The following is a 13,796-nucleotide window of genomic DNA, read 5'->3' as shown; positions in this document are numbered from 1 at the left end:
TACGGTCACGGCATGTCTTCTTCTTTCCAGCAGATCTACGAGTGAGAGCGCGGCGGGTGGAGTGACCCCGCCCGCGGGGTACACCGACAACGCACCCGCACCCGCGAGGAACCCCCTTCTCACCAGGACAGGAGAGCCCCGTGGCCAAGAGCCGCAACAATCTTCTCGGCGTGGGCGGACAGCGGAAGAAGCTGTCCCGCGCCGACCAGCACGGAAGCGGTCCGGCCCGCACGAGCGGACAGAAGTCCGCCGACGACCAGAAGCAGCAGCTGCTGCGCAAGATGCGTGAGCGCACACAGGGGAAGCAGGAAGGTCAGCAGAGCTGACGCCCGACACCACATGGGCCCGGAACGCCTCAGGCGGTCCGGGCCCGCTGGTTTTCCGCGTCAGCCGTCCCCCGGGATCGTGAACCCTGAGGTGTCCGGCTCACAGCCGAACGGGTCGGGGATCTCCAGCTCGTCGCCGAACGGGACCGTGAGACGGAAGAGACAGCTCTTCGCCCACGGCTCCAGAGCACCGAGGCGGTCGCTTCCTGGAAGCCGATCAGGAGGTACACCGGCAAATGGACAGCACCCGGGGCGGCTACGACCCGCTGCGCGCCGCCACCCGCGCCCCCGTGCGCTCCAGCCGCTGCGCCGTCCGCCTGGCGGTCTCCTGGGCCCATCGCCCGCTGGTCGCCGCGCCCACCACGAGGACCGAGAGACCGCAGGCCGCGATGATCCACCAGGCCGGGCGGCCGGCCGCCAGGAAGGTCGACGCCGGGGCCGCCGCGCTGGTGCCGGCGGCAAGGACCGAGCCGATGACCGCGACGCCGAGGGTCGAGCCGGTCTGGCGGCTGGTGGAGGCGATGGCCGCCGCCACACCCGCCTGGTCGCGGGGCATACCGGAGACCGCGGTGTTGGTGATGGGCGCGTTGACCGTGCCGAAGCCGAGACCGAACAGCACATAGGCGCTGAAGAGCAGCGGTGTGCTCGACTCCGCGTCGAAGGCGGCGAAGAGCAGGCCGCTCGCCGCCATCGTCGTGCCGGCCACGATCAGCGGGAGGCGTGGACCGCGGGAACCGACCAGGCGGCCGGAGACCGGGGCGCACAGGAAGGTGAGTCCGGCCATGGGGAGCATGTACAGCCCGGCGTCGAGCGGGGAAAGGCCGCGCACGCCCTGGAGGTACAGGGTGTTGAGGAACAGGAAGCCGCTCAGCGCGGCGAAGGCGCTGACCGCGATGACCGTCGCGCCGCTGAACGGGGCCGAGCGGAAGAAGCGCAGGTCGATGAGGGGTTCCTCGCGCCGGGGCTCGTAGATCAGCAGTCCGGCCAGGGCGGCGGCGGCGACGCCCGCCAGCGGGAGGACGGCGATTCCCTTGCTGGGCGCCTCGATGATCGCGTATGTGACCGAACCGAGGAGCGCGATCACGAGGAGCTGGCCGACCGGATCGGGTCTGCGGGGCTTGGTGGCGCGGGACTCGGGGACGTAGCGCCAGGTCAGGACGAGCGCGGTGAGGCCGACGGGGATGTTGAGCCAGAAGATGGAGCGCCAGCCGACGATTTCGACCAGCAGGCCGCCGACGATCGGGCCCGCGGCCATCGAGATCCCGACCACCGAGCCCCAGGCGCCGATGGCGCGGGCGCGCTCCCGTGGGTCGGTGAACGTGTTGGTGATGATCGACATCGCGACCGGGTTGAGCATCGAGCCGCCCACCGCCTGCACCATGCGGAAGACCACGAGCAGCGGAAGGTCGGGCGCGAGTGAGCACAAGGCGGAGCCCAGGGTGAAGAGCACGAGCCCGGCCAGGAAGACCTTGCGGCGGCCGATCCGGTCGGCGGTGGAGCCCGCGAGCACCAGCAGGGACGCGAGTACCAGGGTGTAGGCGTCGATGATCCACTGGAGGCCGGTCACGCTCGCGCCCAGATCGTGGCGGATCGAGGGCAGGGCGACATTGAGGACGGTGGCGTCCAGGCTGACGATCAGCAGGCTCATGCAGCAGATCGCCAGGATGAGCAGCCGCCGCCGAGGGCCCGGGGCGGACGTCGACACGGGCATAAGTGCATAGTACGCCTAACTAACAAACCTTGCGGTGGGTGACAATGGGCGAATGGCAACGCTTCCCCAGCTCTCGATCGGGCCGCACGCTGTGCAGCCCCCGGTCGTGCTCGCCCCCATGGCGGGCATCACCAACGCCCCCTTCCGCACGCTCTGCCGCGAGTTCAGCGGTGGCAAGGGGCTGTTCGTGAGCGAGATGATCACCACGCGGGCCCTGGTCGAGCGCAACGAGAAGACGATGCAGCTCATCCACTTCGACAGGACCGAGACCCCGCGCTCGATCCAGCTCTACGGAGTGGACCCGGTCACCGTCGGCAAGGCCGTGCGCATGATCGTGGACGAGGACCTGGCCGACCACATCGACCTGAACTTCGGCTGCCCCGTCCCCAAGGTGACCCGCAAGGGGGGCGGCTCGGCGCTCCCGTACAAGCGGAACCTGCTGCGGGCGATCCTGAACGAGGCGGTCGGCAACGCCGGGGACCTGCCGGTGACCATGAAGATGCGCAAGGGCATCGACGACGACCACATCACCTACCTCGACGCGGGGCGCATCGCCGTCGACGAGGGCGTCACGGCCATCGCCCTGCACGGGCGCACGGCGGCGCAGCACTACGGCGGCACCGCCGACTGGGATGCCATCGCCCGGCTCAAGGAGCACGTTCCGGAGGTCCCGGTACTCGGCAACGGTGACATCTGGTCGGCTGACGACGCCCTGCGGATGATGCGCGAGACCGGCTGCGACGGTGTGGTCGTGGGGCGTGGCTGCCTCGGTCGGCCGTGGCTGTTCGGGGATCTGGTGGCGGCCTTCGAGGGGACGGGGCCGTACGCGCGGCCGGCGCTGCGTGAGGTCGCGGAGGTCATGGTGCGGCATGCCCGGCTGCTGGGGGAGTGGATCGGTGACGAGGCGCGCGGGGTCATCGACTTCCGAAAGCATGTCGCCTGGTATCTCAAGGGCTTCGCGGTGGGTTCCGAGATGCGCAAGAGGCTCGCGGTGACTTCGTCGCTGGACGAACTGCGTGCTCAGCTGAGCGCGCTGGACCTGGACCAGCCATGGCCGGTCGGCGCGGATGGCCCACGCGGGCGGACATCGGGGAACAATCGGGTCGTACTGCCGGACGGCTGGCTGAAGGACCCGTACGACTGCGCGGGTGTGAGTGAGGATGCGGAGTTGGACACCTCGGGCGGCTGAGCTGGCCGGACCGTCCGGATCGACGTCCGGATGGCGGGATCAAGCCATTCATCGCGGCGTGATCCTCGCCACCTCTGATCGGGGTGCCGCTCAAATGAGCGGTGTCGCAATGGCTGCACCTTTAGAAGGGTGGCACTCAGTGCCACCCTTTTTATGTTCAAGGGTTGAACTCAACTGCCTTCCTTGGCGCTCGTCTGAGCGGATAGTCTCCGCTTTCGGTCAAGCGCTCTTCGAGGGGTGAAAGGGTCGCGGTCGGGCCACCTACCAGTCGGTAACCTGTGATCTGCTGGCGGACGGGTGGTTAAGCCCTGATGACGGAGAAGTGCACGTACCCAAACACCTTCGATCTGGGTATGTTCCTCGCCGTCAGGGCAGCCACCGAGTCCTCGAGGAGTCGAGACCCGTGTCGGAAAACATTGATCAGAAGTTCGTCTACGACTTCACCGAAGGCAACAAGGACCTCAAGGACCTCCTCGGTGGCAAAGGCGCGAACCTCGCCGAGATGACCAACCTCGGGCTGCCCGTCCCCCCGGGCTTCACCATCACCACCGAGGCCTGCAAGGTCTACCTCGAAAGCGGCGACGAGCCCGCGGCGCTGCGCGACGAGGTGAGTGCGCACCTCGACGCCCTCGAACGGAAGATGGGCAAGAAGCTCGGCCAGGCCGACGACCCGCTGCTCGTGTCCGTGCGTTCCGGCGCCAAGTTCTCGATGCCCGGGATGATGGACACCGTCCTCAACATCGGCCTTTCCGACAAGTCCGTCGAGGGTCTGGCCAAGCAGGCGGGTGACGACCGCTTCGCCTGGGACTCGTACCGCCGGCTCATCCAGATGTTCGGCAAGACCGTCCTCGGCGTCGACGGCGAGCTCTTCGAGGACGCGCTGGAGGAGGCCAAGGCGACCAAGAAGGTCACCGTCGACACCGACCTCGACTCAGCCGACCTCAAGAAGCTGGTCAAGCACTTCAAGAAGGTCGTCAAGACCGAGACCGGTCGCGACTTCCCGCAGGACCCGCGCGAGCAGATGGACCTGGCCATCAAGGCCGTCTTCGACTCCTGGAACGGCGACCGCGCCAAGCTCTACCGCCGTCAGGAGCGCATCCCCGGCGACCTCGGCACCGCCGTCAACGTCTGCTCCATGGTGTTCGGCAACCTCGGCCCCGACTCCGGCACAGGTGTCGCCTTCACCCGCGACCCCGCGTCCGGCCACCAGGGCGTCTACGGCGACTACCTCCAGAACGCCCAGGGCGAGGACGTCGTCGCCGGTATCCGCAACACCGTGCCGCTCGCCGATCTGGAGTCGATCGACAAGAAGTCGTACGACCAGCTGATGCAGATCATGGAGACACTCGAAACGCACTACAAGGACCTGTGCGACATCGAGTTCACCATCGAGCGCGGACAGCTGTGGATGCTCCAGACCCGGGTCGGCAAGCGCACCGCCGGTGCCGCCTTCCGCATCGCCACCCAGCTCGTGGACCAGGGGCTGATCGACGAGGCCGAGGCCCTCCAGCGCGTCACGGGCGCCCAGCTGGCGCAGCTGATGTTCCCCCGCTTCGACGACTCCGCCCAGGTCGAGAAGCTGGGCCGGGGCATCGCCGCTTCCCCCGGTGCGGCGGTCGGCAAGGCCGTCTTCGACTCCTACACGGCCGTCAAGTGGTCCCGCTCCGGCGAGAAGGTCATCCTGATCCGCCGTGAGACCAACCCGGACGACCTGGACGGCATGATCGCCGCCGAGGGCATCCTGACCTCGCGCGGCGGCAAGACCTCGCACGCGGCCGTGGTCGCCCGCGGCATGGGCAAGACCTGTGTCTGCGGCGCCGAGGAGCTCGAGGTCGACACCAAGCGCCGCCGGATGACCGTCAACGGCACCGTCGTCGAGGAGGGCGACGTGGTCTCCATCGACGGCTCCACCGGCAAGGTGTACCTCGGTGAGGTCCCGGTCGTCCCCTCTCCGGTGGTCGAGTACTTCGAGGGCCGGATGCACGCGGGCGCCGACGACGCGGACGAGCTGGTGCAGGCCGTGCACCGGATCATGGCCTACGCGGACCGAGTGCGCAGGCTGCGGGTACGGGCCAACGCGGACAACGCGGAGGACGCGCTGCGCGCCCGCCGCTTCGGTGCCCAGGGCATCGGCCTCTGCCGCACCGAGCACATGTTCCTCGGTGAGCGCCGGGAGATGGTCGAGAAACTGATCCTCGCCGACACCGAGGCGGAGCGCGAGGACGCGCTCACGGCCCTGCTGCCGCTGCAGAAGAAGGACTTCATCGAGCTCTTCGAGGCGATGGACGGCCTTCCGGTGACCGTGCGCCTGCTCGACCCGCCGCTGCACGAGTTCCTGCCGGACATCACCGAGCTGTCGGTGCGCGTCGCCCTCGCCGAGGCACGCAAGGACCACAACGAGAACGATCTGCGCCTGCTCCAGGCCGTGCACCGGCTGCACGAGCAGAACCCGATGCTGGGTCTGCGCGGTGTCCGGCTCGGCCTGGTCATCCCCGGCCTGTTCACCATGCAGGTGCGGGCGATCGCCGAGGCCGCCGCCGAGCGCAAGAACACCAAGGGCGACCCGCGTGCCGAGATCATGATCCCGCTCGTCGGCACCGTCCAGGAGCTGGAGATCGTCCGCGAGGAGGCCGAGCAGGTCATCGCCGAGGTAGAGGCCGCCACCGGCATCGAGCTCAAGCTGGCTCTCGGCACCATGATCGAGCTGCCGCGCGCAGCGCTGACCGCCGGTCAGATCGCCGAGGCTGCCGAGTTCTTCTCCTTCGGCACGAACGACCTCACCCAGACCGTGTGGGGCTTCAGCCGGGACGATGTGGAGGCCAGCTTCTTCACCGCGTACCTGGAGAAGGGCATCTTCGGCGTCAGCCCCTTCGAGACCATCGACAAGGACGGCGTCGGCTCGCTGGTACGCAACGCGGTGGCGGCCGGCCGGGCCACCCGTCCCGACCTCAAGCTCGGAGTCTGCGGCGAGCACGGCGGCGACCCCGAGTCGGTGCACTTCTTCCACGAGGTGGGTCTGGACTACGTGTCCTGCTCGCCGTTCCGGATCCCCGTGGCGCGTCTGGAGGCGGGTCGCGCGGCGGCGCAGTCCTCGGGCAGCGACAGCCGCTGACGGCAGTCGCCGACCGGGCGGCGACTGCCGACCGCTGAGAACTCCGGGGCCGTCGGTGGCTCAACCCTCACCCTCACCGACCCATCGACGGCCGCGGCGCCCCAAGAGACGGGCGGGAGAGGCACCTTGTGCGGAGGTGCCGCTCCCGCCCGTTGGTTTTCCGGCTCCTCCTGCCGTGCCGCCGGCGGCACGGGCGGGGGCGCTGCCCGTGCCGGCTCGCGCCGCCCCCGTACCGGTTCGTACCACGCTCATACCGGCTCAGGTCGGCCCGACTCGTCGCAGCCGCGGGCCTGGCCGGCCCGACTCGGCGCGCGTGACTCGGGCGCAACTCACCCATGACTCACGGATGACTCCTGCGGGACTCGCGAGCGACACACGCACGACTCGGTTTGGCTCGATCCGACTCCGCTCGGCGCGACCGCGCCTCATGATGTGTGGCGTACGCCACTGTTGAACGGTGAGCCAGTAGTGGACATTAACGGGAGTTTGATTCCCGTCATTCGTTGAGCAAAGAACAGGCGGGGCGCGGCTGGCGGATCCCCACCCACCAGCCGCGCCCCATTACCAATGTCGGACACGGAGCCGCAACCTCCGCTGACCGCCGCCGGGCAGGGAAAGCCCCCCACGGTCTTTGCCTTGCCCCTCGGTACTCGAAGGTTTCGCGTCCGACGTCGTACAGCTTTTCGGGTTGCGCGGTTCTCCGCACTGCGTTTCAACTGTGGCTGAAACCCCGTGGTGACGGCCTGTGATTGCATGCATACTCAGTGGCTGGGACGATTGCGGATGCAACAGTGGGGGGTTCCATGCTGCGTATCCATTTCACTGGCGAAGACCTTGCAAGGGTGAGGATGGCGGCCAGGCCGGACGTTTTGTGGGAGACGATTCTGAGCTTTCATCGGCTGCGGGACCGACGGGGCACCTCGGTGTACGGGGAATGGCGCGCGGAAACCCGCGCCAGGTTGAATGGTGAAACACGGCTGCTGGCCGCCCTGGTACCGCCACGCGGATATTTCCCGGACTTCCTGACCCCGCCCGAGGCTCTCGAAGGGCTCGACGAGGGCCTCGAAGCGGTGCGGGCGACTCCGGCACAGCGGCTGCGCGCCGAGCTCGCGCTGCTCGCGGCCGACCGCCCGCAGCCGGGAATCCCGGCCAGGCTCGCCGGGCTGGCCGACGGCGACCCGGAGCCCATGGCCCGGCTCATCGGCGCCATGCGCAGCTACCACCGGGCGGCCGTCGAGCCGTACTGGTCCCAGATACAGGCCGCCGTGGAGGCCGACCGGGCCGCGCGCGGCAGGGCGCTGCTCGACGGTGGCGCGGACGAACTGCTCGCCTCGCTACCGCCGATGCTGCGCTGGAGCGCCCCGGTGCTGGAGGCGGACTACCCCGTGGACCGGGAGATCCATCTCGGCGGGCGCGGTCTGCTGCTCCAGCCCTCGTACTTCTGCCGCGGAGCCCCCGTGGTGCGGCGCGACGGCGAGCTGCCGCCGGTGCTGGTCTACCCCGTCACCCACACCGCGCCGCCGTCCGCCGCCGACGCCGAACGGGACCGGATATCGCTGGGCCGCCTCGTGGGCCACACCCGCTCGGCCGTGCTGCACTCCATCGGCAACGGCTGCACGACGAGCGAACTCGCCCGCAGGGCCGGGGTGTCGCTGGCATCGGCCAGTCAGCACGCCTGCGTGCTCAGGGAGGCCGGCCTGCTGGTCACCCTGCGCAACGGGAACGCGGTGCTGCACTCGATGACCCCGCTGGGCACCGCGCTGCTGAGGGGCGGTGCCCAGCGGGATCCGGTGAGTCCGGTGGCTGCCGCCCCGTCGGCCGCCCCCGGTGGGCCGACCGCACCGCCGGACGCGGCGGGCGGACAACCGGGCCCGGCGGGGACGGGACAGGCCGCGGTGGGGGCGCCGCGGCAGTCCGCGTCGGCTATGCGCGGAAGGGCCCGGTAACCTCATAGGTGATGCCGCCCGACGAACTCCCGCTCGTGCCGCGCTGGCTGGAGAAGTACAGCCGCCGCCCGTCCGGTGAGAAGGCCGGACCCGTGATCTCGGAACCGGACTGCCCGTTGACCCGAAGGAACGACGCGACCAGGTCGTCCGGGGTGATCAGGCAGATCTCCATGTTCCCGCCGTCCTCCGCGACGTACAGATCACCCGCTGACGAGCCGGTGACATTGTCGACGCCGGTCAGCGGGGCGGAACCGCCGACGACCAGCGAGTCGTCGTAGGCCAGTTCATAGGTGCCGCTGGTGAGGTTGAGCTGCCAGAGACGGTTGTCGCCCTTGGTGGTGAACCAGACGGTGTCGTTCGCGTAGTGGCAGCCCTCGCCGCCGTTGAACCTCTTCGCCCCGGACACCTGGCTGCGCGTCGCGGTCGGCGAGCCGTCCGGGTCCGGGACGTTCGCCCAGCTGAACGAGCCGGATGTGCCGCTGCCCGCCACCAGCACCTGGAGCGTGCCCGATGAGAGATCGCCCCAGGTGGTGGGCACGAAGCGGTAGAAGCAACCGTTGCTCTCGTCCTCGGTCAGATACACGGCCCTGCGGATCGGGTCGGCTGCGGCGGCCTCGTGCTTGAACCGGCCCATGGCGGACCGGCGCCTGGCGGCCTTCACTCCCCACGGATCCGTCTCGTAGACATAGCCGAGGCTGACCTCCTCGCAGGACAACCAGGTGTTCCACGGGGTCCGGCCGCCCGCGCAGTTCTGCCGGGTGCCGGAGAGGACGCGATACCCACCGGTGATCGCGCCGGTGGAGGAGAACCGCACCGCGCTCGCCCCGCCGGAGGGGTTGATCTCCGAGTTGGACACGTAGATCCACCCGGAACCGTCGGCGAAGCAGGCACCGCCGTCGGGTGCGCTGTGCCAGGTGTACGAGGTGCTGCCGACCGTCTGCCCGGACCTGGCGATCACCCTGCTGGTGAACCCGCTGGGCAGTTGGATCCCGTTCGCGTCGGCCGGGCCGAGCGCCCCGTAGGGGCCGGTTCCGGGCTGTGCGGGCGCCGCGGATGCGGCGCCCTGCCACAGTGTGCCGCCGAAGGCGGCGGCGGAAGTGCCGATGGCCGCCCCGCGCAGGAAGCTGCGTCGTTCCACTGTCACTCACTCCATGGGGGATTCCGTGACTGTCCCGCCCCGCCGGCCGGCGGGAGGGGTCGCGCGCGTAGGACCATAGAAGCGCGGGATGGCGGTGGCTTCAACGACCGATGAAGCGGAGAAGTCGGTCGGCGGGGCCGGAGGCGACGGCGACCCTTCGCGGGAGCGGCGCGGTGCGTGCCCCGCCCCGTCGGCTGAGCATGTGCGGCACCGACCCCGGGTGTCGTCCCTGCCCACTTCCAGGGGCACCGGCGCGGTGGAGGGCGGCCGGGAGGGCGGCGGATTCACACCGGGTGCCCTGGCGGCCTCGGGTCGGCGATGAGTTCTGCCGGGGTGGCCGGTCTGACTGTCGTAGGCGGTACACCGCAATGGCAACCACAGAAACGGGAACGGCCATGACCCAGATGATCTTCGTCAACCTGCCGGTGAAGGACCTCGGGAAGACCCGGGCCTTCTGGGAGGCACTCGGCTACTCCTTCAACCCCCGCTTCTCCGACGAGAACACGGCCTGTCTGGTGCTCGGCGAGGCGATCTTCGCGATGCTCATGACCGAGCCCCGGTTCAGGGAGTTCACGCCGAAGGACATCGCCGACGCCGCCACCACCACCGAGGTGCTCCTCGCCCTCAGCGCCGAGAGCCGCGAGCGGGTGGACGAACTGGCGGACGGGGCACTCGCGGCCGGTGGCTCGGAGGCGATGCCGGCCCAGGACCTCGGCTTCATGTACGGCAGGTCGTTCCAGGACCCGGACCACCACATCTGGGAGGTTGCCTGGATGGACCCGGCGGCAGCCGGTCAGTAGTAGCCCTTCTCCCCGTCGAGCAGCTCCCGGACGATGTCCAGATGACCCGCGTGCCGGGCGGTCTCCTCCACCAGGTGGATCAGCATCCACCGCAGGGAGGCCGCCGCAGAGCGGAAGTCCGGGTGCTTGCCCGTCTCGTCCAGCGGGTGGGCGGCTATGATCCTGTCGGACCGCGTGCACTGCTGCGCGTACTCCTCCAGCAGCTTGGCGAGCGGGACACCCTCCACCCGCATGTCGGCGTCCTCCGGCTCGTCGAGGAGCGACGGGTTGCCGGCCGCCGGACCACCGAGGAAGAGGACCTCGAGCCAGGCGTGCTCGACCCAGCGCAGATGCGAGACGAGCGCAGCCATCGTCATCAGCGGCGAGGTCGGCAGCACCTGCCGGTGGGCGTCCTCTTCGGACAGGCCCGCGCACTTGTAGTGGACGATCGCGCGCTGCGTGTCGAGCCAGCCGACGAGCTGGGTGCGTTCGTCGGCGTCGAAGGGAGGACGGATCCGAGGGGGTGTCGTCATGGTGCGGACCGTACCCCCCTCCCGGCCCGCGCCGCACGCGAATTGGAGTCGCTCGGTTCCGCCCGGTCCCAGTCAACCCGTCCGCACCCGGGCTCCGTTCACGCCTCGGCCCCGGTACGCACCGGATATGCGCGCACCGTCACCGCGTCGTCATCCAGGCAGCGGCCCGTCTCCAGGTCGAAGCGCTGCTTCAGCAGCGGCGACGCCACGAAGGGACGGCCACCCGCGGTGCCCAGCAGCCCGCGCGAGAGGACCTGCGCGCCGGTGAACGGGTCGCGGTTGTCGATCGCGTACGCACGCCCCGAGCGGTCCACGAACACCGCCGCCTGCCGGCCGTCGGGGAGCAGTGCCGCGACCCCGCGGCCCGGGGTGAGCCGGGAGAGGTCGCAGACGGGGAACCAGCTCTCGTCCAGGTGGAGTTGGAGCGTCATCGGGTCAGAGTCCCTTCCAGGGTCGGGTCCACGGCGGCCCGCACCGTCGGACCCAGGGTCAGAATGGTCAGGTCCGGCTTGATCTGGTCCCGCTCCGGGACGAACCTCACGGACGGGTCCGACGCTTCCGGCGCGTTCACGAACGACACGAAGCGGCGCAGCCGCTCCGGATCGTCCAGCGTCGCGGCCCACTCGTCGTGGTAGCCCGCGACATGCTCAGCCATCAGGGCCTCAAGCTCGTCGCACAGTCCCAGCGAATCGTGCACGACCACGTCCCGGAGGTGGCCAAGGCCGCCTTCGAGCCGCTCCAGCCAGGTGGAGGTGCGCTCCAGACGGTCCGCTGTGCGGATGTAGAACATCAGGAAGCGGTCGATGAGCCGCACCAGTTCGGCGTCGGACAGGTCCTGTGCGAGCAGGTCGGCGTGCCGCGGGGTGGCTCCGCCGTTGCCACCGACGTACAGATTCCAACCGCCGGCGGTGGCGATCACACCGAAGTCCTTGGACTGCGCCTCCGCGCACTCACGGGCGCAGCCGGACACCGCCGACTTCAGCTTGTGCGGGGCGCGCAGCCCCCGGTAGCGCAGTTCCAGGTCGATCGCCATCCGCACGCTGTCCTGTACGCCGTAGCGGCACCAGGTCCGACCCACACAGGACTTGACCGTGCGCAGCGCCTTCCCGTACGCGTGCCCGGACTCGAAGCCCGCGTCCACGAGTCGGGTCCAGATCGCCGGGAGCTGGTCCACCCGGGCGCCGAACAGGTCGATGCGCTGACCGCCGGTGATCTTCGTGTAGAGGCCGAAGTCGCGGGCGACCTCGCCGATCACGATCAGTCTGTCCGGGGTGATCTCGCCCCCGGGTATGCGGGGCACGACAGAGTAGGAGCCGTTGCGCTGGAGGTTGGCGAGGAAGTGGTCGTTGGTGTCCTGCAGCGCGCCCTGCTCGCCGTCGAGGATGTAGCCGTTGCCGAGGCTGGCGAGGATCGAGCCCACCGCTGGCTTGCAGACCTCGCAGCCCTCCCCGCCGCGCGCCGCCTCGCGGCCGTGCGAGTCGAGCAGCTGGGCGTAGGAGGTGAGTCGCAGGGTGCGGACGATCTCGTAGAGCTCGCTGCGGGTGTACGGGAAGCAGCCGCACAGGCCCTGGTCGGCCGTCTGCGGCAGCAGCCGGCCGATGACCTTGACACAGCTTCCGCAGCCCGTACCGGCCTTGGTGCACTTCTTCACCTCCGGTAGGGAGGTGTGGGCGCAGATCTCGCCCTTGGTGACGTTGTGGCAGGAGCAGATCACCGCGTCGTCCGGAAGCGCCGACGGCCCGAGTGCGACGGGCGCCCCGGCTCCGGCCGGCAGCACCAGCTGCTCGGGCGGTACGGGCGGCACACTGCCGGTGAGAGGCCGCAGCATTCCGTACGACTCGGCGTCCCCGACGAGCACCCCGCCGAGCAGTGCGCCGTCCCGGCCGATGACCAGCTTCTTGTAGACCCCGGAGCGCGAGTCGGAGTACACGACGTCGAGGCAGCCTTCGGCGGTGCCGTGCGCGTCGCCGAACGAGGCCACGTCCACGCCGAGCAGCTTGAGCTTCGTGGACATATCGGCGCCGGTGAAGGCGCCCTCGCCGCCCACCAGCACGTCCGCTACGGTCTTCGCCATCTCGTATCCGGGGGCGACCAGTCCGTACACCCGGCCGTCGGACGCGAGGGCGCATTCACCGATCGCGAAGACCGCGGGGTCGGACGTACGGCATTGCTCGTCCACCACGATCCCGCCGCGGTCTCCCACATCCAGGCCCATGTCACGGGCGAGTCGGTCGCATGGTCGTACCCCGGCGGAGAAGACCACGAGGTCGGTGGCGAGCGATGAGCCGTCGGAGAGCTTCATCCCCTTGACGGTGCCGGTGCCGGTGGTGCTGCCGGTGTCCATGCTCGTGGCCGTGGCCGTGGCCGTGGCCGCGCCCGTGTCCGTGTCCGCGGCGCTGTCGGCCGTGATCTCCTGGGTGCCGACGCCCGTGTGCACGGTCAGTCCCATGCCCTCGATGGTCCGCAGCAGCGCCGCGCCACCGCCGTCGTCCACCTGCACCGGCATCAGCCGCGGAGCGAACTCCACGATGTGGGTGTCCAGTCCGAGTCCCTTGAGGGCGCCGGCCGCCTCCAGGCCGAGCAGTCCGCCGCCGACGACCACACCGGTGCGGGCGGTCTTCGCGTACTCCTCGATCGCGATCAGGTCCTCGATGGTGCGGTAGACGAAGCAGCCCTCGGCGTCCTTGCCTGGCACCGGCGGCACGAAGGGGTACGAGCCGGTCGCCAGCACGAGCGTGTCGTAGGCGAACGACTCCCCGGAGCGGGCGGTCACCGTGCGCGCGGCGCGGTCGACGCTCACGGCCGGGTCCCCGAGCCGCAGTTCGATGCCGTACCGGTCCATGAAGCCTTCCTCCACGAGGGACAGCTCGTCAGGGGTACGGCCGGCGAAGTAGGAGGTGAGTTGCACCCGGTCGTACGCCGGGCGGGGCTCCTCGCACAGGACGACGAACCGCGCCCGCTCCGTGAGGCCGCGTTCGGCGACGGCCTCCAGGAAGTGCTGGCCGACCATGCCGTGGCCGACCAGCACGATCGTGGGCCTGGTGGTCGTGGGGGCGGTCATG

Annotated in this window: 10 protein-coding genes; 5 read left to right on the top strand and 5 right to left on the bottom strand. The window is 69.8% G+C overall.

Annotated elements, in window-relative coordinates; translation table 11 throughout:
- Positions 1-140 precede the first annotated feature (140 nt).
- Positions 141-326 (top strand): DUF6243 family protein, encoded by a 186-nt coding sequence (locus V1460_RS29050; RefSeq protein ID WP_338676565.1) that lies wholly within the window; start codon positions 141-143, stop codon positions 324-326.
- Positions 327-582: 256 nt separating this feature from the next.
- Here the strand turns inward: V1460_RS29050 and V1460_RS29045 are convergent, their stop codons facing one another.
- Positions 583-2,037 (bottom strand): MFS transporter, encoded by a 1,455-nt coding sequence (locus V1460_RS29045; protein ID WP_338676564.1) that lies wholly within the window; start codon positions 2,035-2,037, stop codon positions 583-585.
- A 52-nt stretch (positions 2,038-2,089) separates the two neighbouring features.
- On the opposite strand from V1460_RS29045, the gene dusB reads away from it, so the two are divergent.
- The 3 genes from dusB to V1460_RS29030 all read left to right on the top strand — a co-directional run bounded on the left by dusB (position 2,090) and on the right by V1460_RS29030 (position 8,284).
- Positions 2,090-3,226: a tRNA dihydrouridine synthase DusB gene (gene dusB, locus V1460_RS29040; RefSeq protein ID WP_338676563.1), complete on the top strand. Its 1,137-nt coding sequence runs from the start codon at positions 2,090-2,092 to the stop codon at positions 3,224-3,226.
- 403 nt (positions 3,227-3,629) lie between these two features.
- Positions 3,630-6,338 (top strand): pyruvate, phosphate dikinase, encoded by a 2,709-nt coding sequence (gene ppdK, locus V1460_RS29035; RefSeq protein WP_338676562.1) that lies wholly within the window; start codon positions 3,630-3,632, stop codon positions 6,336-6,338.
- An 803-nt stretch (positions 6,339-7,141) separates the two neighbouring features.
- The gene (locus V1460_RS29030) at positions 7,142-8,284 is read left to right on the top strand and encodes a winged helix-turn-helix domain-containing protein (RefSeq protein WP_338676561.1); all 1,143 of its coding nucleotides are present in this window, start codon (positions 7,142-7,144) and stop codon (positions 8,282-8,284) included.
- Here V1460_RS29030 and V1460_RS29025 read toward each other — a convergent pair.
- Positions 8,262-9,422 carry an alkaline phosphatase PhoX gene (locus V1460_RS29025; protein WP_338676560.1) on the bottom strand — a complete coding sequence of 387 codons (1,161 nt, stop codon included), beginning with the start codon at positions 9,420-9,422 and terminating at the stop codon, positions 8,262-8,264. The genes V1460_RS29030 and V1460_RS29025 overlap by 23 nt on opposite strands.
- Positions 9,423-9,817: 395 nt before the next feature.
- Here V1460_RS29025 and V1460_RS29020 point away from each other — a divergent pair, with 395 nt between their 5' ends.
- Complete coding sequence (locus tag V1460_RS29020; protein ID WP_338676559.1) at positions 9,818-10,222, top strand: VOC family protein; 405 nt, start codon at positions 9,818-9,820, stop codon at positions 10,220-10,222.
- Here the strand turns inward: V1460_RS29020 and V1460_RS29015 are convergent.
- The 3 genes from V1460_RS29015 to nirB all read right to left on the bottom strand — a co-directional run bounded on the left by V1460_RS29015 (position 10,216) and on the right by nirB (position 13,795).
- On the bottom strand, positions 10,216-10,734 hold the full coding sequence (locus V1460_RS29015; RefSeq protein WP_338676558.1) for a DinB family protein: 519 nt from the start codon (positions 10,732-10,734) through the stop codon (positions 10,216-10,218). The two genes, V1460_RS29020 and V1460_RS29015, sit on opposite strands and share 7 nt — an antisense overlap.
- Positions 10,735-10,832: 98 nt before the next feature.
- Entirely contained in the window at positions 10,833-11,165 is a 333-nt protein-coding gene (gene nirD, locus V1460_RS29010; protein ID WP_338676557.1) for a nitrite reductase small subunit NirD, read from the bottom strand.
- Positions 11,162-13,795 (bottom strand): nitrite reductase large subunit NirB, encoded by a 2,634-nt coding sequence (gene nirB, locus V1460_RS29005; RefSeq protein WP_338676556.1) that lies wholly within the window; start codon positions 13,793-13,795, stop codon positions 11,162-11,164. The genes nirD and nirB overlap by 4 nt, the downstream gene beginning before the upstream one ends.
- Position 13,796 lies beyond the last annotated feature (1 nt).

The sequence above is a fragment of the Streptomyces sp. SCSIO 30461 genome, from assembly GCF_037023745.1.
GTDB lineage: Bacteria > Actinomycetota > Actinomycetes > Streptomycetales > Streptomycetaceae > Streptomyces.
Note: the sequence above shows the minus strand (reverse complement) of the source record. Positions and strands in the feature narration are given on the sequence as shown.

Bases quoted from the DNA above. Each gene is read 5' to 3' on its own strand.
- V1460_RS29045 (WP_338676564.1), bottom strand. From the start codon at position 2,037: ATGCCCGTGTCGACGTCCGCCCCGGGCCCTCGGCGGCGGCTGCTCATC.
- dusB (WP_338676563.1), top strand. From the start codon at position 2,090: ATGGCAACGCTTCCCCAGCTCTCGATCGGGCCGCACGCTGTGCAGCCC.
- V1460_RS29030 (WP_338676561.1), top strand. From the start codon at position 7,142: ATGCTGCGTATCCATTTCACTGGCGAAGACCTTGCAAGGGTGAGGATG.
- V1460_RS29020 (WP_338676559.1), top strand. From the start codon at position 9,818: ATGACCCAGATGATCTTCGTCAACCTGCCGGTGAAGGACCTCGGGAAG.
- V1460_RS29015 (WP_338676558.1), bottom strand. From the start codon at position 10,734: ATGACGACACCCCCTCGGATCCGTCCTCCCTTCGACGCCGACGAACGC.
- nirD (WP_338676557.1), bottom strand. From the start codon at position 11,165: ATGACGCTCCAACTCCACCTGGACGAGAGCTGGTTCCCCGTCTGCGAC.
- nirB (WP_338676556.1), bottom strand. From the start codon at position 13,795: ATGACCGCCCCCACGACCACCAGGCCCACGATCGTGCTGGTCGGCCAC.